Genomic DNA, 16,851 nt, shown 5'->3' with positions numbered 1-16,851 from the left:
CATGACCACCGAGAAGCCGACGGCACCCGCACGGGACCGGCTCACGGCTGAGGAGTACACCCGCGCCGAGGAGCTCTGGCCGACCGAGCTGCTCCGCCGCGTCACGAACGCCGTGATCGTTCCGACATGGCTCGACGGCGAAGACCGTTTCTGGTTCAAGCACGAGCACCGTGACGGTCACGAGTACGTCCTGCTCGACGCCACCACCGGGGAGAGGCGCCCGGCGTTCGACCACGACGTGGTGGCCCGTGCGCTCGGTGCCGAGCCGCGGTCGCTCCCGGTGGAGACATTCGAGTACGACGGTGAGGCGATCGTGGCAGTGGTCGCCGGCCGTGAGGGCCGGGTCCGGATCGACAAGGACGGCTCGGTGAGCGAGGCGCCCATGCCGGCGGCCGACGCGTTCCGCGGCCCCGACGGCCAGGAGGCGTTCGTCCGCGATCACAACCTCTGGGTGCGCGACGGCCGGGGTTTCGAGCGGCAGCTCACCACCGGTGGGGTCGAGCACTTCGGCTGGGCGGAGGCCCCCGACAACGACTACGACCGGCTCGGTCGCGTCGGCCGCGACCGAGCCGGTGCCCCTCACACCACACAGGGCTGCTTCTGGTCGCCCGACGGCCGTCGGCTGTTCGTCGCCCGCGTGGACGAGCGGAGGGTTCGCGCCTATCCCTACCTGGAGAGCGTCACCCACGACGGCTCCGTCCTCCCGCGCGTCCATCGCGTCCGCCGCAAGCTCTTCGGCGACGCCGAGGAAACGCGATGGCTGTGGCACGTGATCGACGCCGCCACCGGTGAGCAGACCGTCGTCGACCCGCTGCCCGACGGGCTGCTGATCCAGCCGTGGCACTGCTGGTGGACCGAGCACGGCACTGTGCTGGCCCTCGCCGGCACCTTCGCGCAGGACGCCGCCGCGCTGGTCGAGATCGACGCGGCCACCGGCTCGGTCCGCGTGGTCCACCTCGAACACGACCACATGTTCCGGTTCAACAACATCTGGTTCCACGACGACAACGTGCGCTATCTACCGGAGCGCGGCCAGTTCATCTGGTTCACCTTCGAGGACGGCTGGCCGCACCTGTGGGTGATCGACGTGGCCACGGGCGCGCCCCGACAGCTGACCGCGGGGGAATGGGTGGTCCAGGACCTGGTCCGCGTCACCGACAGGCACGCATTCTTCACCACCGGCGGCACGCAGCCGGGCGCCAACCCCTACCTGCGCCGCCTCCACCGCGTCGACCTCGACGGGGACGGCCCCAACGCCGGACTCGCCTGCCTCACGCCCGAGGACGCGGATCACGCGTTTCCGCCCGTCCCCCAGGGGACCGTGTGGCGCGAGTGGGGAGCGCAGCCCTTCGAACTCCGTTCCTGCGTCTCCCCGTCGGGACGCTACTTCGTCGACAACATCTCGCGGGTGGACCTGCCGACCGTCACACTCCTGCGGGACGGAGAGGGCAACACCGTCACCGAACTCGCCCGGGCCGACATCAGCGGTCTCGAGGAGCTCGGGTGGCGCTTCCCGGAGACGTTCCGCGCGAAGGCCGCCGACGGAAAGACCGACGTGTGGGGTGTCATCGTCAAGCCACGTCGCTTCGACGACGGCGAACCCTGGCCGGTGATCGAACGGATCTACGGCGGCCACCAGGTGCTCGCGCAGCCCCGCAGCTTCCTCGAAGGACTCAACGGCTCGTTCATGTTCGGCCTGCACGCGCTGGCGGACCTGGGCTTCGTCGTGGTCGTCCTGGACGGCCCGGGCACCCCGGTCCGCTCGCGCGCCTTCCGCGACATGACCTGGGACCACGAGGACCGCTTCGGCATCGCCCACCACCGCGCGGCGATCGAGGAGCTGGCGCGTTCCAGGCCCTGGATGGACATCTCGAGCGTCGGCGTGAACGGCCACTCCTCGGGCGGCTACGCCACACTCATGTGTCTGCTCCTCGAGCCCGACTTCTACAAGGTCGGGTTCTGCAGTTCGCCGGCGTTGGGCGCCGACGGCAGCCAGGCGTGGATCACCGAGGCCCACTTCGGGAGACCGGACTACGGCGACGGGCGGACCGTGCGCCTGCGGCCCGACGAACGCGCGCCCAGTCACACCGTCTGGGACCCCGCGACGCATGTCGACCGGCTCCAGGGACGCCTGATGTTGGTCTACGGCGACATCGACGAGGAGTGCGAGCCCCCGGTGCTGCTGCAGTTCCTGGACAAGCTGGTCCAGGCCGGCAAGGACTTCGACCTGCTCCCCATGCCCGGCCGCTCGCACTACTACACGACGGAGCCCTACTACCAGAAGCGGCTGTGGGACTACTTCGTCGAGCACGTGCAGGGCCGCACCCCACTGCGTCATCACCGGCTGGGGGTGACGCCGGGCCGGCGGCTGTCCGAGACCTGACCGGACGGTTCCGCTGCGGTGACGGTCACGGCCGTTGCTCGCGCTGGGCTGGTACGCCTTGGGTGCCCGCCCGGAGACCCGACGCACGTGCGGGTCGGTCCGAGCTGCCGCTTGAGTGTCCTGCCGGCCGTCGCCACCGCCTGACCGCCACCACCAGCAGGGCCGCCGGCGGCACAGGCGACACACCATCGACGCCACTCGGGGGACCGCCTCGTTGTCGAGGCCGATGTGCACAGCGGAGAGGAGTGACCGGCGCTCTGGTCGTTGCGCAACGAGGTCACCAGGACGTTCGTTCACCGACCTGGCTGGCGAGAAGTCGAAGAAACTTCGCTCGGCTTCCGAACGATCGGTAGCGCAGCAGGAGCGGCAAACGGCGAGCTCACGGGCGCGAAGACGTGGTCGGGGACGCCACACCCACGGGCGAGGCCGTCACGTGCGTGGCGATCTGAGTCCTGTTGACCACGCCCAGCTTGGACATGATGTTGTCGACGTGTTTCTCCGCGGTGCGTACGGAGATGACCAGTCGGGACGCGATCTCCCGGTTGGTCAGGCCCTCCGCCACCAGCTCGCTTACCTCGCGCTCTCGCCTGGTGAGGGGGTCGGCGTCCGGCTCCGGCGCCTGCCCAGAGGGTTCCGGGATCTCGTTCAGGGCCCAGGCGACCGCAGCGTCGGGGGACAACGCCGCGCCCGACGCGTAGGCGCTGCCGAAGCGCCGTTCCGTCACGCGCCGGCGAGCATCGCCCTCGCCCTTGAGGTGATAGGCCCACAGCTGCGGGATGCCTTCGAGTGGCATGCCCACCGTCCGCAGCAGCGCGTCCGCGGCTCCCAGGAGAAGCGCCGCCCGTTCCGCCTCACCCTCGGAGGCAGCGATCCAGGACATCGCCTCCAGGCAGACCCCCATGCCCAGCCTGTCGTCGAGCCGACGCTTGAGCCGAAGGCTCTCCCGCTCCAGCTCGGCCGCCATGGCGGTGTCCCCCTGGCGCCATCTCTCGACGCCGTACGCCCACAGGGAGTACGAGTGCCACCACGACTCACCGACCGCGGACGTCACCCGCTGACAACGACGGTGCCACTCGGAGGCACGTGCGCTCTCCCCGGCGAAACCCAGCGCGAGACCGACCTCGAAGGTGGAGTGAATTTCGCCCGTGCGGTGCCCCAGGCGTGCGAACTCGGCCACGGACGCCTCGAGTCGCCCGGCGGCGAAGTCCAGGTCACCCCTGAACACGGCCAGCAGTCCCCAGGTCTGCCTGACGAAGGCGCTCAGTAGCGCGTCATCCGTGGCGAGGGCGATGTGCTCGGCCTCTTCGAGCAGTGCCGCCGCCATGTCGTAGTCACTCTGTAGGATGGCCATCCACGCACTGAGTCTGACGGCTCGCCCCCGGTCGGCGGTCGGCTCGGGAGCGACGGCGAGCAGTTGGCCGAGCCAGTGCCTGGCCTCACTGAGGAAGCCTCGGGCGAGCCAGAAGTTCTCGATCGAACACGCGAGCCGCATTCCGCTCTGCGGTGCCTCGGCCAGGCAGGAGTGCAACGCGGCGCGCAGATTCGCGTACTCCCGGCGCAGCCGTTGCAGCCACTCGATCTGTCGCGGCCCCGACCAGTCGGCGTCGGCACGTTCGGCGAGCCCGACGAACCACTCCCGGTGCCGGCGGCCCAGCGCGGCCGACTCACCGCTCTCCAGGCGCTCGGCGCCGTACTGCCGGATGGTCTCGAGCATGTGGTAGCGCGGCTCTGTCGAGTCCATGACCCTGGTGAGAATCGACTTCTCCACCAGCCCGGCGACCAGGTCGAACACCGATGCGCGGTCCATGTCCCCACTGGATGCGACAGCCTCGGCGGCGTCGAGCCCGAACCCGCCCTGGAACACGGCCAACCGACTCCACAGCAGCCGCTCGGACGGCGTGCACAGGTCGAAGGTCCAGTCGATGGACGCCCGCAGTGTCTGGTGCCGGGCAGGTGCCGCACGGCTGCCCTGGGTCAGCAGCTGGTACCGGTCACCCATGCGGGCCAGCAGCTCGGACAGCGGCAGGACCCGGAGCCGGACCGCCGCGAGCTGAATCGCCAGTGGGATCCCGTCGAGGAGGCGGCACAGTTCCGCGACCTGGACCTCGGTCTCGGGGGTCAGTACGAACCCGGGCACCGCGGCGGACGCGCGGTCGACGAAGAGACTGACCGCCTCGCTCTCGGCGATCGCCTCCTGAGTGAGGGCGCGCTGCGGGTCCGGCGTCGACAGCGGCGGTACGGGAACCGCCGCCTCGCCGTCGATGTTCAGCGCCCGGCGGCTGGTCGCCAGGACCGTCAGCCGCTCGCACCGGCGCAGCAGCGCGTCGACCAGGCTCGCGGCCTCCTCGACCAGGTGCTCGCAGTTGTCGAGCACCAGCAGCATCTGCTGGTCCCGCAGATGCTCCACGAGGGTGTCGAGCTGCCATCGCGCCGAGGTCTCGCGGATCCCCACGGCGGTGTTGACCGTGTGTCCCAGCAGGGCCGGGTCCTGAAGGTCACCGAGCGCGACGAACCGCACGCCGTCCTCGAAGGCCCGTGAGAGCTCCCTGGCCATGCGCAGAGCGAGTCGGGTCTTGCCCACTCCCCCGGTCCCCGTCAGGGTGACGAGGCGCGCCCGCTCCAGTGCGTGGCGCGTGAGCGCCAACTCCCGCCGACGTCCGATGAACCGCGTCAGCTCCAGCGGCAGCGCTCCCACGGGCTCGGACGTGCCGATCTCGGCTGTTGGATGACGGACCACGCCGGTAGTGTCCACCAGCCTGTGGTGCATCGCGATGCCCTTGCCGTTTCCATTACGTTGCGTTGCGACGGCTCGCCGTCCTCACCACCCTGCGTGGCGTCGCGACGTCACCGGACGTCGGCGCGGACCTGCCCCGCAGCAGATCGGCGGCCTTCTCCGCGATCATCACGGTCGCCGCGTTCGTGTTGCACGACACGATCGTCGGCATGACGGAGGCATCGGCCACGCGCAGGCCCCGCACTCCATGGACCCGCAGTTCCGGGTCGACCACCGCGTCGCCTCCGGCGCCCATACGACACGTACCCGACAGATGGAAGAAGCTGCTCACCGCGTTTCGCACAGCCAGCTCCAGCGCGGACCGGTCCAGCCGCAGAAGGTCCTCGGTCTGCGACCGCACCCCCCATTCGTCGAACGCGCCGGTGCCGACGAGCCGGTGGACCTCCTCGATGCCGGCGATCAACTGGTCGTTGTCGTGGTCGTCGCTCAGGTACCGCGGGTCGATCAGCGGTGCGACGTCGGGATCGGCCGACGCCAGCCGCACACTCCCCCGGCTCCGCGGACGCATGTGGCCGACACCGAACGAGAAGGCGTTGCCGGCCGGGCTCTGCCAGGGCAGGTGGTAGTCCACCTGCACCTGCAGGATCTGCAGTTCGGGAGCCACCTGAGCGGCGTCCGTCTTGGCGAAGAGCGTCGACTCCGCGTAGTTGCCGCTCGGCGGCGGCAACGGCCGCTCGGCCCGGACCCTGATTCCGGCCAGCAGGATGTGGTCCTGCAGGTTACGGCCGATGCCGGGAAGGTCGGCCACCGGCTCGATCCCCAGAGCCCGTAGCTCGCCTTCCGGGCCCAGGCCCGAGAGCATCAGCAGCCTGGGGGATCCGACCGCGCCCGCGGTCAGTACGACCTCCTCCGACGCGGCCGCCCGTTCCGGCCGGCCGTCCCACCGGTACGCGACGCCCACGCACCGGCCGTTGCTCACGACGAGGTGCCGTGCCACCGCACCGGTGTGCACGGTGAGGTTGGGACGGTCCATGGCAGGACGAAGATAGGCGGTGGCCGTGCTCTGCCTCCGTCCGTCCACGATCAGCAGGTCGTGCCGGCCCGCGCCCGACAGCTGTCCGTCGTTGAGATCGGCGGCCACCCGGTGGCCCGCGCGGCGTGCGGCCTCGACGTGGGCGTCGGTGAGCGGGTGCGGCGACGCGATGGGCCGGGGCGTGAGCGGTCCACCGCGGCCTCGGTATCCCGGGTCGCCGCCCGGTACGTCCTCCGACCGCATGAAGTACGGCAGGACGTTGTCGTAGTCCCAGCCTTTGGCGCCCGACTCCGCCCACCCGTCGAAGTCGGCGCGGTGTCCGCGCAGGTGGGCCATCACGTTGATCGAACCCGATCCCCCGAGCAGGCGGCCGCGGGGCGCGGGCACGGCCCGGCCGGTGACCTCCTGCCGCGTGGTCTCGTAGCGCCAGTCCGCGTCGCTGCCCAGGAGGGCCGGCCAGGCGCCGGGGGTCTCGACATCGGGGCGGCGTTCGTCTCCGCCTGCCTCGAGGAGCAGTACGGTGACATCCGGGTTCTCGGAGAGGCGGGCGGCCAGGACGCAGCCCGCCGTACCACCGCCGACGACGACGTAGTCGTATGTGGTCACGGCCGGCACCTCAGAGCGCGACCACGACGGTCTTCAGTTCCAGGTACTCGTCCAGGTTCTCCTTGCAGGTCTCGCGACCCCACCCGGAGTGCTTGTACCCGCCGAACGGCAGTGCGGCGTCGACGGCCTGGTAGCAGTTCACCCAGACCTGGCCCGACTCCACTGCGGCCGCGAACCGGTGTGCCCGGCGCACGTCGCTGGTCCAGACGCCGGCGCCCAGGCCGAACGTGCTGTCGTTGGCGAGCCGCAGCACCTCCTCCTCGGTGTCGAAGGGAAACACCGACAGCACCGGGCCGAAGATCTCCTCGCGCGCGACGCGGGAGTCCGGCCGAACGTTGGTCATGACGGTCGGCTGGACGAAGTGGCCCCGCTCGCCCCAGGATTCACCGCCTGCCACCACCTCGGCGCCCTCGTGGCGTCCCAGTTCGACATAGCCGAGCACCTTCTTCCGGTGCTCGGCCGAGATCATCGGGCCCATCTCGGTCGATGGGTCCAGGCCGCGTCCCAGCCGGATGCCGCGAGCCCGGTCCGCCAGACCCGCCACCACGTCGTCGTAGACGCTGCGGTGCGCGTAGAGGCGGGAGCCCGCGACGCAGCTCTCGCCCTGGCAGGCGAAGATCGCCGTGCCGGCCGAAGCGATCGCTGCTTCCACGTCTGCGTCGGCGAAGATCACGTTGGGCGACTTCCCGCCGAGTTCGAGCGAGACCCGCTTCAGGGTTCCGGTGGCTGCCCGGGCGATGGCCTTGCCGGTGGCGACCGAGCCGGTGAAGGTGATCTTGTTGACGCCCGGGTGCTCGACGAGGGCGGCGCCTGCCGCGTCACCGTAGCCGCTGACATAGTTGAAGACGCCCTCGGGAATACCCGCCTCCAGAACGAGCTCACCGAGGCGCGCAATCGACAGCGGGGTCTGTTCGGCGGGCTTCACGACCACGGTGTTGCCCGTGGCGAGTGCCGGCGCGAGCTTCTTGACCGCCATCATCAGCGGGAGGTTCCACGGGACGATCGCGCCGACGACGCCGACCGGCTCCCGGACGGTGTACGCGTGGTAGGGCCCGCCGACGTTCCTCGGGAAGGACACCGGGATGGTGTCTCCGGTGATCTTCGTGGGCCAGCCCGCGTAGTAGCGCAGGATGTCGACCGAGAACGGGACGTCGACGAAACGTGCCTCGTTGATGGGCATGCCCACGTCGAGTGACTCCAGCTCGGCGAGCTCCTGCGCGTGCTGTTCCACGAGTTCGGCCAGCCGCCACAGGAGCCGGCCGCGTTCCTGCGGAGTGATGTGCCACCACGGACCGGTCAGCGCGGCACGGGCCGCCCGGACGGCACGGTCGACGTCCTCCGCGCCGCCCGCGGCGACCTTGGCGATGACCTCGCCGGTCGAGGGGTCCTCCACGTCGAGGGTCTCACCGCCGGCCGCTTCGACCCAGTCGTCGCCGATCAGCATGCGTTCGGCCTTCCGCACCCGGGTGCGCAGGCCGTCGGGGATGAGGGTTGTGGTCATGTCGTTCCGTCCTGTTCGTGAGGTCGTGACGGGCTCCGGCGCGAAGGTGGGGCGGCGGGCACGCTGCCGCCCCACCTGGTGTCAGGCCTGGGTGAGGGCCTTGGGCGGGGTGAAGTTCTTCATGAGCGGGAACACTTCGCGGCCCAGCCGCTTGATGTCCTCGACGTAGTCGGTGAGGACGAGCATGTAGCCGGCGACTCCGTCGATCGCCGCCCACCTGTCGAGCTCCGCGGCGACCGTCTGCGGCGAACCCGTGATGAAATCGGTCGACATCTGCACGAAACCCTTCTTGTCGACGTTCGCGAGGATCTCCGAGGTGCCCCCCTTCGCGCTGTCGGTGGCCGCCTGACCGAGCATGTACTCCATGGCGCCGAGGTCCGCGTGGTCGATGTAGTCCTGCAGCTTGGCTTCCGCCTCCTCGTCGGTGTCGGCGAGGACGACCCCCAGGGCGACGTACGGCTTGATGGTGCGCCCGGCGTTGCCGACCTCCGCCTTGAATCGCTGGGCCACGTCCTGGAGGGCCTCCCGGCCGCCCCAGGCGAGCCGGAACGAGTAGTCGGCGTAGCGGGTCGTGAACTCGATCGCCTGCTGCGAGGCCCCCGCGCACACGAGGTCGATGTGGCGCGGCGGAAGCGGACCGACCCGCAGGTCGTCGTACTGGAAGTACTTGCCCTTGAAGTTCGAGACGCCGGTCTCCCACAGCTCGCGCAGGACCTGGCAGTACTCGCCGCAGTACTCCCACCGGTAGGAGTTGTACTCGTAGCCGGGCCACACCTTGAGCACTTCGAGTTCCTTGGGGTGCCAGCCACCCGGCACGATGTTCAGCGCGAAGCGGCCGTCGCTCACCGAGTCGACGGTCACCGCCATCCGCGCCGCGATCGCGGGATGGATGGCCAGGACGTTCACCGAGCCGATGAGCTTCATGAACGTCGTGTCCCGTGCGAGGGCCGCCATCTGCGTCATGGACTCCAGCGCGTCGTCCCAGAAGCGGGTCGTGCCCCCGTGCCCGCGCAGGCATGACAGCGAGAGGGCGAACGAGAAGCCGTTCTCCTCACCGGTCTGGACGATCTCCCGCATGTGGGCGTACGTGGGCGAGTACTGCGGGGCCGTCTCGGAGATGATGTAGCCGTTGCGCGCGCTGGGGATGAAGATCCCGAATTCCATTCAGGTGTTCCTCTCTGTGGTCACCGCTGATCCGACGGAGCGGTAAGACTGCCTAGGAGGTGAGCAGGAGCTCGAACGGTCGGTTGTAGAGGATGTCCTCGACCACGGCGCGCGGAATCGGCAGCGGCATCTCCAGGTCGGAGACGGCGAGGAACTGGTCGGCGGCCTCGCGTGGGTCGAACGAGGGGAAGTCGGAACCGAAGACCAGGCGGTCGGTGACGTGGCCCTCGATCGCGAGGCGCAGACCGTTGTACAGCTGCCAGGTCTTGACCGGCAGCGTCGAGACGTCGGCGAAGACGTTGCGGTTCTTCATCATGAGTTCCACGGCCTCGTTCATCCACGGCTTGCCGAAATGAGCGAGGAGGATCTTGGTGTCGCGGAACTCCCGGGCGACCCTGTCCAGCATCGTGGGGCTCGCGTACTCGTTCATGCCCTGGGGAGCGAAGACGCTCGCCTGATGGAACATCAGGAAGATGCCGAGGTCCGCCGCCGTGCGGTACACCTCGTACGCCTCGTCCGAGTGCGGGTGGAAACCTTGGTAGGGAGGCGAGAGTTTGACGCCGTGCAGGCCATGGGTCCTGACGGCCCGTCTCAGTTCCGCGGCCGCTCCCGGCTGGGTGGGGTCCACGCTGCCGACCGCGATGGCCCGGTCGCGGTGGGCATCGAGGTACTCGCCGACATAGTCGTTGGGGACGTCCATGCCGATCCGCGCGACCCGCAGTCCGACGATCAGGAACCGTTCGACACCCGCGGCGGCCATGGCACGCGTGTGCTCCTGGAGGTCGGCACGGCCGAAACCCGGGCGTCCGACGAGTTCGGTCCCGCGGTCGGTCCAGACGGGTCCCAGGTGCTCGGGACGGTAGACATGTGTGTGCCAGTCGCTGAAGGGCCGGTCGGGCATGTCAGCGACGCCCCGAGTCCGGCCGGACCGCGATCGCGTCGATCTCCACCCGGCAGTCGCCGGCGATGCCGACCACGAACGTGCTGCGCGCCGGGAACGGGCCGGGAGCGAACACCTCCGTGTAGGCCTCCCAGAACTCCTTGCGGTACGCGTCGTCGCTCAGGTAGCAGGTGGTCTTGACGATGTCCCGCAGACCGCACCCGGCCGCTTCGAGGATGCCCCGGATCTCCTCCAGCGCGATCCTCGTCTCGTCGGCGACGGTGGCGGCCTCCTCCTTGCGGCGCAGCGTGTCGAGGTCGAGCGCCATCCCGCCGGCGAAGACGAGGTCCTTCGTCGCGACGCCGGGGGTCATGCCGTAGCGCGGGTAGGGCAGGTTGCCGGGGTTGAGGTACTCGGTCACTGTCTCTCCTCGGTGGTCGTGGTCAGCGCGTCGCGGTGATCGAGCGGTCGAGCTTGCGGACCTGGGGCATGACCTCGCGGGCGAAGAGCTCCATCGAACGGTCCACGTCCGCCGCTCCGATGCCGGGGAAACCCATCTGCAGCAGCCAGTTCTGGATGCCGTGGGACTCGGTCATCCGGGACATGCGCTCGGTGACGCTCTCCGGCGAGCCGATCATCAGGTGGTCGCGCTCCATGAGCAGCTCCCAGGGGTCCATCCGCTGGAAGCGCTCGTCCTCCGGATCCTCGTCGGCGTCGAGCCACACGCCGATGCCGCGCACCTTGCAGAGGAAGTCGAAGAACTCGACGACGGCCGGCTCGGCGATCCGGCGCGCCTCCTCGTCGGTCTCGGCGACCAGGCACAGCCGCAGGACACCGCAGCCCTCCCCGAGCGGCGGTGTGACGCCCGTGGTGGCGCGCACCTCGTCGCGGTAGCACTCGAACAGGTTCCGCAGTACGCCCCCGGTGGGATACCAGGTGATCGGGCGGAGGTTCTTCCGTGCGGCGGAGAGGAAGCCCTCCATCGACTCGGTGACCGCGAACTGTGGCGGTGTCGGCTGCTGGAACGGCTTGGGCGTCATGCCGAAGGCGACGAGCTCGTCGTTCTCGCCGACCCAGCCCTCCGGCATCCGCGCGCCCGGTGAGTGGATGAACTTCGTACCCGGCTCGGGGAAGGTGTAGCGGTTGCCGCTCCAGCTGAAGGGGTCCTGCGTCCAGATCCCGCGCACGATCTCCAGGTGCTCGTCGAAGATCTCACGGCTGTTGTCCGAGCCGTTCCAGCGGTTCGCCGCGGGGTTGAGGTTCATGACCTCGATGGGAAGGATGCCCCGGCCGAACGCCACGTCGAGGCGGCCCTCGCTGAAGTGGTCGAGCACCGCGAGGTCCTCGGCGAGGCGAAGCGGGTGCCACAGGGTGAGGGAGACCGCCGCCATGCCGAACCGGATGCGCTCGGTCCGGGCCGCCAGGTCCGTCGCCAGCATGACCGGGTTCGGGCTCGCGTCGGTGCCGTCCGCGTCGAAATGGTGCTCGCCCAGCCAGACCCGGTCGTAGCCCAGCCGGTCCGCCGCCACGACGTGCCGACGCGTCTGCTGCATGACCTCGTGCCAGGTCATCTCGCCCGACCGGTTCGTCAGCGCATAGAGCAGATCGATTTCCATGTCCACCTCAAGTTGATTGGTGTTCGACACACTGGCTTCGGCTGGAGGCTTCGTGCGTCCCGGATGTCAGGTGGTACGCCGAGTGGGCCGCCTCGGCACTCCTCGACGTGACGACGCTCACGCCAGCATCCATGTGGGTGGGCGGCGGGAGCGATCCGTGGAACTACGTATCCACTACGTATCCTCCGCGGCTACGCGGTCACCGCGCCGAGCAGTGGAGACCCGCCGCGTGGTGTCGATGACATGCGAAAGCGCGTCGCCGGCGGGGGGCGACGCGCAGGGGCGGTGGTCGGGGCGCCCGCGGGTGACGGACGCGGCCCGACGTGCGTGTGCCGCCGTGCCCGCCTCGGTGTCGGCGGGCACGGCGGCATGGCAGTGACAGAGGATCTGCGTGCTGGAGGGAGAGCCCTCTAGACCCCTCTAGACCGGGTTCTGGTGGTAGCCGCGCGCACGGAGCAGCGGGATCACGTGCTCGCGCATCTCCTGCACGCCCTTCAGCGGATCGAAGAAGCACAGCGCGACCTGTTCCACGCCGGCCTCGTAGAGGTCGATCAGCTGGTTGGCGACCGTCTCGTACGACCCGAAGAGCCGGTAGGCGCCCATGCCCAGACCGAGGCTCTCGTAGAACTTCTGGCCGATGCCGAGGTAGGGGTCCTGTTTCGCCTCCTCCGTACGCGAGGTGCCCACCTGGTCGCTGTCGAGCTGCTGGCGCTCGCTGTTGAGAACGTGCCCGGCGCGCACCAGCCAGGTCTGCAGGGCGTCGTCGTCGATCTGGCTCTTCATCCACTCCACGGTGTCGGCGGCCTCGGCGTCCGACTGCTCCATCACCACGTAGCACATGGCACAGACCCGCGCCCGCCTGCCGTGCTCGGCCGCCATGTCGTGGATCTTCTTCGCCCGTTTGGCATAGCCCTCGACGTCGTTGTCCTGGGACGTGATGAAGAGGGCGTCGCACTGCCGCGTCGCGTAGTCCAGCCCGATGTCCGAACCCGCCGCCGCGATCAGCAGGGGCCGGGGCCGGCTCGTGGCGCGCGGGTTGACCTGGGCGCCGTACATGGTGAAGTACTCGCCCTCGAAGTCAACGGGTTCGTCCGATGTCCACAGGTACTTCAGCGCCGTCGTGAACTCGTCGGCGATCGCGTAGCGCACCTCCTGCGACGGCGGGCCGTCGAGGCCGAACTGTGCGTAGTCGGCCGCGTTCGACCCGGCGACGATGTTGACGCCGAGCCGACCGGCCGATATGTGGTCGATACTCGCCGTCATCTTGCCTATGAGTACCGGATGGAACTCGTACCCGACATGGATGGTCGTGTAGATGCCCAGGCGCTCGGTCACGGCGGCGGAGCCGGTCGCGGCGGTGGCGAAGTCGAGTTGGGCCTCGTTCCAGCCGGTGGCGCCACCGTAGCCGCTCCACATGCCGTACTGCAGCTGGCTGTCGAACCCTGCGCGCTCGGTCTCCTTGAGCAGCTTCGACGCGGTCGGCCACTGCCAGAAGTCCTGGTGCCTCTGCGGGTTGCTCAGCACGGCCTTGCTCGCCGACAGCCCGTTGCGCACGTTCCACGCGAACAAGGAGAGGTGGAGGTGGTTCTCTCGTGTGACCAGTGGCTGACCACCGGGGTCGAACGGACCCCGCAGGACCTCGGCCCTCACACCCCTGCGCCTGCCGGCTGGACGGCTGTTCATGACATTCCTCCACATCGTCGACCGACCGGTCGGTTGTATTTTTCGCCGGGAAGACCCTGGTCACTCGTCGTAGACCAGCCCGAGGGAGGCGTACTCCGGCTTGCTGCACACCACGGCCATCTCGCACACCTCGTCGGTGTCGTTGCGGGCGCCGTGCACGCAGTTCGGCGGAATGTAGACGGCTGCCCCCGGGCCCACGGTGATCTCCTCGTCACCGAGGAACACCGTGCACGATCCCTTGATGACGTAGTAGATCTCGCTGCCGTACGGATGGTGGTGCCGGATGTGGTGCATGCCGGGCAGCACCCGGGCGACAGCGAAGAGCATGTCGGTGGCACCGACCGTCGCACGGCTGAGGAGCGTCTGCGTCAGCGTCTCGTCCCTGCGGTCCAGCTCCACCGGTCCGTCGGGAACCCAGTGCGTCGTGTCGACGTAGCCGTCCTCCGTGGCCCGCACCACGAGCGGGTGTCGTTCGGTCATCCCGTCCTCCCTCTCCACGCGTGCATGACTCCGCCCGTACCCGGCGGCCCGGTCACCCGACGGCCTCGCCGGCTCAGTCGCCCTGCCCGAGGTCGGGCGCCAGCAAGAACTCCTCGACCGCGCCGGCGGTCTTGTCGTAGGCCGAGGTCAGCACCGCGTGCAGCCCCGGCACCTCCACCACCTGGGCGAGGTGCGGCTCGTACGCCTTGCGCTGCTCGGGGGTCACCAGCGCGAAGGCCGGCGCGTAGAGCATCATCGTCGGCACGGTGATCGTCTCCGGAGGAGGAGCCGGCCGGGCGAACTCACTGAAGATCGACACGATGGCGCTCTGGCACGTGCGGCGCCGCACCCGGCCGTCCTCGCAGGTCTCGAAGTGCCCTTCCAGGTCCGCGAGGTAGCGCTCGGTGTCGATGTCCCCCGTGTTCTCGCGGCCCGCGACGAACGCCTCGACCGAGTCCCACACGCCGCCCAGCCGTTCCTGCTCCGCGCGGTGCATCGCCAGCTCCGGGGTTATCCGGATCACCGGTTCGAGCACGGCCGCCCTGCGCACCCTCTCGGGGAACCGGGCGATCAGCTCGAGCATGAGCCTGCCGCCGAAGGACACGCCCACCCAGTCCGGCTGCTCCAGGTCGAGGGCGTCGATCGTCTCGATGATGTCGTCGACGTAGGTGGCGTGGGTCCACGGCGGCTCCCAGCCGGAGTCGCCGTGGCCTCGCAGGTCGAAGGCGACGACCCGGAAGTGCCTGCCCCAGCGGTCCTCCGCGACGTGCCGGAAGTTGCCGTGGTGGCCTCCGACGCCGTGCACACAGACCAGCGGGGGTCCCGACGGGTCGCCCCACTCGGTTGTCCTGAGTTGCATGCGTCTCCCTTGTTCGTGGATGGGCGGATCGCCGTGCGGTTGTCGTACGTCCGTATCCGGGGCGTTCGCCGGTGCCGGCGCGTCCTGCTGGGGCTAGAGCACCCGGCGCAGAAAGGTGCGGGTGCGTTCTTCCCGCGGGTTCTCCAGAACCTCGGCGGGCGGTCCCTGCTCGACGATGACGCCGCCGTCCATGAAGACCACCCGGTCGGCGACCTCCCGGGCGAACTCGATCTCGTGGGTGACGATCAGCATCGTCAGTCCCTGATCGGCCACGCCACGGATGACTTCGAGGACTTCACCCACGAGTTCGGGGTCGAGGGCGCTCGTCGGCTCGTCGAAGAGAATGACGCTCGGATCGATGGCCAGTGCCCGGGCGATCGCCACCCGCTGCTGTTCACCGCCCGAGAGCTGGCGAGGGTACTTGTCGGCCTTGTCCGCCAGCCCGACGCGTCCGAGGAGTTCCCGGCTGCGCTCCCGCGCGGCTGAGCGGGACCGCTTGTGCACGGTCACCGGGGCGAAACTCACGTTCTGTTCCGCGGTCATGTGCGAGTAGAGGTTGAAGTGCTGGAACACCATGCCGATCGAGGATCGCTGGCGGCTCAGCTCACGGCCGCGCATCTCATGCAGCCTTCCCCCGCGTTCGGAGTACCCGACCGGTTTCCCGTCGACCAGGAGCCGGCCTCCGTTGATCCGCTCCAGGTGGTTGACGCACCGCAGGAACGTGCTCTTCCCGGCACCGGACGGACCGATCAGGCAGCACACCTCGCCGGCTGCCACGTCGAGCGTGATGTCCTCCAGTACTCGGGTGTTCCCGTAGTGCTTGCGCACGGACCGGGCGGAAATCATGGGTGTCATCGGCGCTTCGCCCACCTTCCCCGAACGTCCGTGAGGATCCGCTCGGCCAAAGTCGATGTCGTGGTCCGCTGGGCACCGCGTGCGAAGCGCTTCTCGAGGAAGTACTGGCCGGTGCTGAGGAGGGTGGTCATGAACAGGTACCAGATCGCGGCCACGACGAGCAGGGGAATGACCTGGTAGGTCCGGTTGTACACGTCGCTCGCGCTGCGCAGCAGCTCCGAGTAGGAGACCACGCTCGCCAGTGAGGTGAACTTCAGCATGCCGATCAGCTCGTTGCCGGTCGGCGGAATGATGACCCTCATCGCCTGCGGCAGAACGATGTGGCGCAGTGTACGGAACCGGCTCAGACCATAGGCCGTCGCCGCGTCCGACTGGCCTTCGTCAACCGACAGGATGCCCGCCCGCACGATCTCCGAGTAGTACGCGGCGAAGTTCAGGCCCAGCCCGAGGAGGGCGGCGAGGAACGGCGTCATCACCCGGTTGGTGTCCACGTCGAACCCCAGGGCGCCGACACCGACTTCGAATCCGGGGAAGATCGACGACAGGTTGAACCAGAAGATGAGCTGGACGAGCGTCGGCGTTCCGCGGAAGAACCACTGGTACAGCGACGCCACACTCGTCAGGACCGGATTCGGCGAGAGCCGCATCACTGCTATCAGGGTTCCCAGCACCATGCCGAGCGCCATGCTCAGCACCGTCATGACGATGGTGCCCTTGACGCCGGCAAGGACCTCGGAACTGAACAGGTACTCCCCGACGACGTTCCACTCCATCGTCTCCGTCGTGGCCAGGATCCAGGCCATCCAGGCGAGCGCCAGAACGACTCCCCCGGCGCACGCCCACCGCCACGGATACCGCCTCTGAACGACCGGAAGGTCCGCCGAGTCCTCCTGCCTCTTGCGCGACTCGACCCCGTTCGTCGGAGCCTCACTCGCCGTCATCGCAGCTCCACCGCCCTCGCGTCGGCGCTCGGCGGGGTGAGCACTGCCTCTCGGACGTCCGACCGTCCCATGATCTCCTGCCACTTCCCGTCCTCGATCAGCTCGTTCATGACCTG

Annotated in this window: 13 protein-coding genes; 1 reads left to right on the top strand and 12 read right to left on the bottom strand. The window is 69.1% G+C overall.

The window, feature by feature from the left end; all coding sequences use genetic code 11:
• Position 1: 1 nt before the first annotated feature.
• Positions 2-2,383 (top strand): S9 family peptidase, encoded by a 2,382-nt coding sequence (locus IE260_RS27210; RefSeq protein ID WP_189876376.1) that lies wholly within the window; start codon positions 2-4, stop codon positions 2,381-2,383.
• Between the two features lie 379 nt (positions 2,384-2,762).
• On the opposite strand, the gene IE260_RS27205 is transcribed toward IE260_RS27210, so the two are convergent.
• The 12 genes from IE260_RS27205 to IE260_RS27150 all read right to left on the bottom strand — a co-directional run bounded on the left by IE260_RS27205 (position 2,763) and on the right by IE260_RS27150 (position 16,735).
• Entirely contained in the window at positions 2,763-5,135 is a 2,373-nt protein-coding gene (locus IE260_RS27205; protein ID WP_189876374.1) for an ATP-binding protein, read from the bottom strand.
• Positions 5,136-5,172: 37 nt separating this feature from the next.
• Positions 5,173-6,756, bottom strand: a complete 1,584-nt coding sequence (locus tag IE260_RS27200; protein WP_189876372.1) for a GMC family oxidoreductase — start codon at positions 6,754-6,756, stop codon at positions 5,173-5,175.
• 10 nt (positions 6,757-6,766) lie between these two features.
• Complete coding sequence (locus IE260_RS27195) at positions 6,767-8,257, bottom strand: aldehyde dehydrogenase family protein (RefSeq protein ID WP_189876370.1); 1,491 nt, start codon at positions 8,255-8,257, stop codon at positions 6,767-6,769.
• 81 nt (positions 8,258-8,338) lie between these two features.
• The gene (locus IE260_RS27190) at positions 8,339-9,421 is read right to left on the bottom strand and encodes an LLM class flavin-dependent oxidoreductase (RefSeq protein ID WP_189876368.1); all 1,083 of its coding nucleotides are present in this window, start codon (positions 9,419-9,421) and stop codon (positions 8,339-8,341) included.
• A 52-nt stretch (positions 9,422-9,473) separates the two neighbouring features.
• Positions 9,474-10,322 (bottom strand): amidohydrolase family protein, encoded by an 849-nt coding sequence (locus tag IE260_RS27185; RefSeq protein WP_189876366.1) that lies wholly within the window; start codon positions 10,320-10,322, stop codon positions 9,474-9,476.
• A 1-nt stretch (position 10,323) separates the two neighbouring features.
• Positions 10,324-10,722: a RidA family protein gene (locus tag IE260_RS27180; protein WP_189876365.1), complete on the bottom strand. Its 399-nt coding sequence runs from the start codon at positions 10,720-10,722 to the stop codon at positions 10,324-10,326.
• Positions 10,723-10,744: 22 nt separating this feature from the next.
• Entirely contained in the window at positions 10,745-11,917 is a 1,173-nt protein-coding gene (locus tag IE260_RS27175; protein ID WP_189876363.1) for an LLM class flavin-dependent oxidoreductase, read from the bottom strand.
• 420 nt (positions 11,918-12,337) lie between these two features.
• On the bottom strand, positions 12,338-13,600 hold the full coding sequence (locus IE260_RS27170; protein ID WP_189876361.1) for an LLM class flavin-dependent oxidoreductase: 1,263 nt from the start codon (positions 13,598-13,600) through the stop codon (positions 12,338-12,340).
• A 60-nt stretch (positions 13,601-13,660) separates the two neighbouring features.
• Positions 13,661-14,080 (bottom strand): cupin domain-containing protein, encoded by a 420-nt coding sequence (locus tag IE260_RS27165; RefSeq protein WP_189876359.1) that lies wholly within the window; start codon positions 14,078-14,080, stop codon positions 13,661-13,663.
• Between the two features lie 73 nt (positions 14,081-14,153).
• On the bottom strand, positions 14,154-14,939 hold the full coding sequence (locus IE260_RS27160) for an alpha/beta fold hydrolase (protein ID WP_189876357.1): 786 nt from the start codon (positions 14,937-14,939) through the stop codon (positions 14,154-14,156).
• 93 nt (positions 14,940-15,032) lie between these two features.
• Positions 15,033-15,794 (bottom strand): amino acid ABC transporter ATP-binding protein, encoded by a 762-nt coding sequence (locus tag IE260_RS27155; RefSeq protein ID WP_308434698.1) that lies wholly within the window; start codon positions 15,792-15,794, stop codon positions 15,033-15,035.
• Entirely contained in the window at positions 15,791-16,735 is a 945-nt protein-coding gene (locus IE260_RS27150) for an amino acid ABC transporter permease (RefSeq protein ID WP_189876355.1), read from the bottom strand. Before IE260_RS27150 ends, IE260_RS27155 begins: the two co-directional genes overlap by 4 nt.
• Between the last annotated feature and the right edge of the window lie 116 nt (positions 16,736-16,851).

It is taken from the genome of Streptomyces viridiviolaceus, assembly GCF_014650995.1.
Lineage (GTDB): Bacteria > Actinomycetota > Actinomycetes > Streptomycetales > Streptomycetaceae > Streptomyces > Streptomyces viridiviolaceus.
The sequence above is the reverse complement of the archived record's forward strand: the minus strand, read 5'-3'. Positions and strand labels throughout refer to the sequence as shown.

Bases quoted from the DNA above. Each gene is read 5' to 3' on its own strand.
- IE260_RS27185 (WP_189876366.1), bottom strand. From the start codon at position 10,322: ATGCCCGACCGGCCCTTCAGCGACTGGCACACACATGTCTACCGTCCC.
- IE260_RS27195 (WP_189876370.1), bottom strand. From the start codon at position 8,257: ATGACCACAACCCTCATCCCCGACGGCCTGCGCACCCGGGTGCGGAAG.
- IE260_RS27190 (WP_189876368.1), bottom strand. From the start codon at position 9,421: ATGGAATTCGGGATCTTCATCCCCAGCGCGCGCAACGGCTACATCATC.
- IE260_RS27160 (WP_189876357.1), bottom strand. From the start codon at position 14,939: ATGCAACTCAGGACAACCGAGTGGGGCGACCCGTCGGGACCCCCGCTG.
- IE260_RS27210 (WP_189876376.1), top strand. From the start codon at position 2: ATGACCACCGAGAAGCCGACGGCACCCGCACGGGACCGGCTCACGGCT.
- IE260_RS27150 (WP_189876355.1), bottom strand. From the start codon at position 16,735: ATGACGGCGAGTGAGGCTCCGACGAACGGGGTCGAGTCGCGCAAGAGG.
- IE260_RS27170 (WP_189876361.1), bottom strand. From the start codon at position 13,600: ATGAACAGCCGTCCAGCCGGCAGGCGCAGGGGTGTGAGGGCCGAGGTC.
- IE260_RS27155 (WP_308434698.1), bottom strand. From the start codon at position 15,794: ATGACACCCATGATTTCCGCCCGGTCCGTGCGCAAGCACTACGGGAAC.
- IE260_RS27175 (WP_189876363.1), bottom strand. From the start codon at position 11,917: ATGGAAATCGATCTGCTCTATGCGCTGACGAACCGGTCGGGCGAGATG.
- IE260_RS27165 (WP_189876359.1), bottom strand. From the start codon at position 14,080: ATGACCGAACGACACCCGCTCGTGGTGCGGGCCACGGAGGACGGCTAC.